The organism is Bradyrhizobium sp. PRIMUS42 (genome assembly GCF_023006515.1).
Classification (GTDB): Bacteria; Pseudomonadota; Alphaproteobacteria; order Rhizobiales; family Xanthobacteraceae; genus Bradyrhizobium.
On sequence record NZ_JALBGZ010001682.1, the window covers coordinates 1 to 223 of the forward strand.

General features: G+C 70.0%; 1 protein-coding gene. It reads right to left on the minus strand.

Annotated elements, in window-relative coordinates:
- Positions 1 to 223 (minus strand): hypothetical protein (locus MOV75_RS43035; protein WP_246933158.1); only part of this gene is annotated, 223 nt, incomplete at both ends.

Sequence of the window (223 nt, forward strand, 5' to 3'; positions counted from 1 at the left end):
ACGGGCCGGATCGAGCCGCTCGCGGCCGGCGCTGCGTGCCACGATCGGGACATTGCGGATGTCCTCGCGAACCTGCGTCACGGGAATGCCGGTGAGGAGGAACTGGAGCTGACGGGCCACCTCGGCCGGCGACAGGCCGATCAGGTTCAGCCGGTCCTGATCCGGGACGAAGCGAAGCACGGGCGTGCGATCGCCCCAATCCCGATTTGCCTGCCGCGCGTCC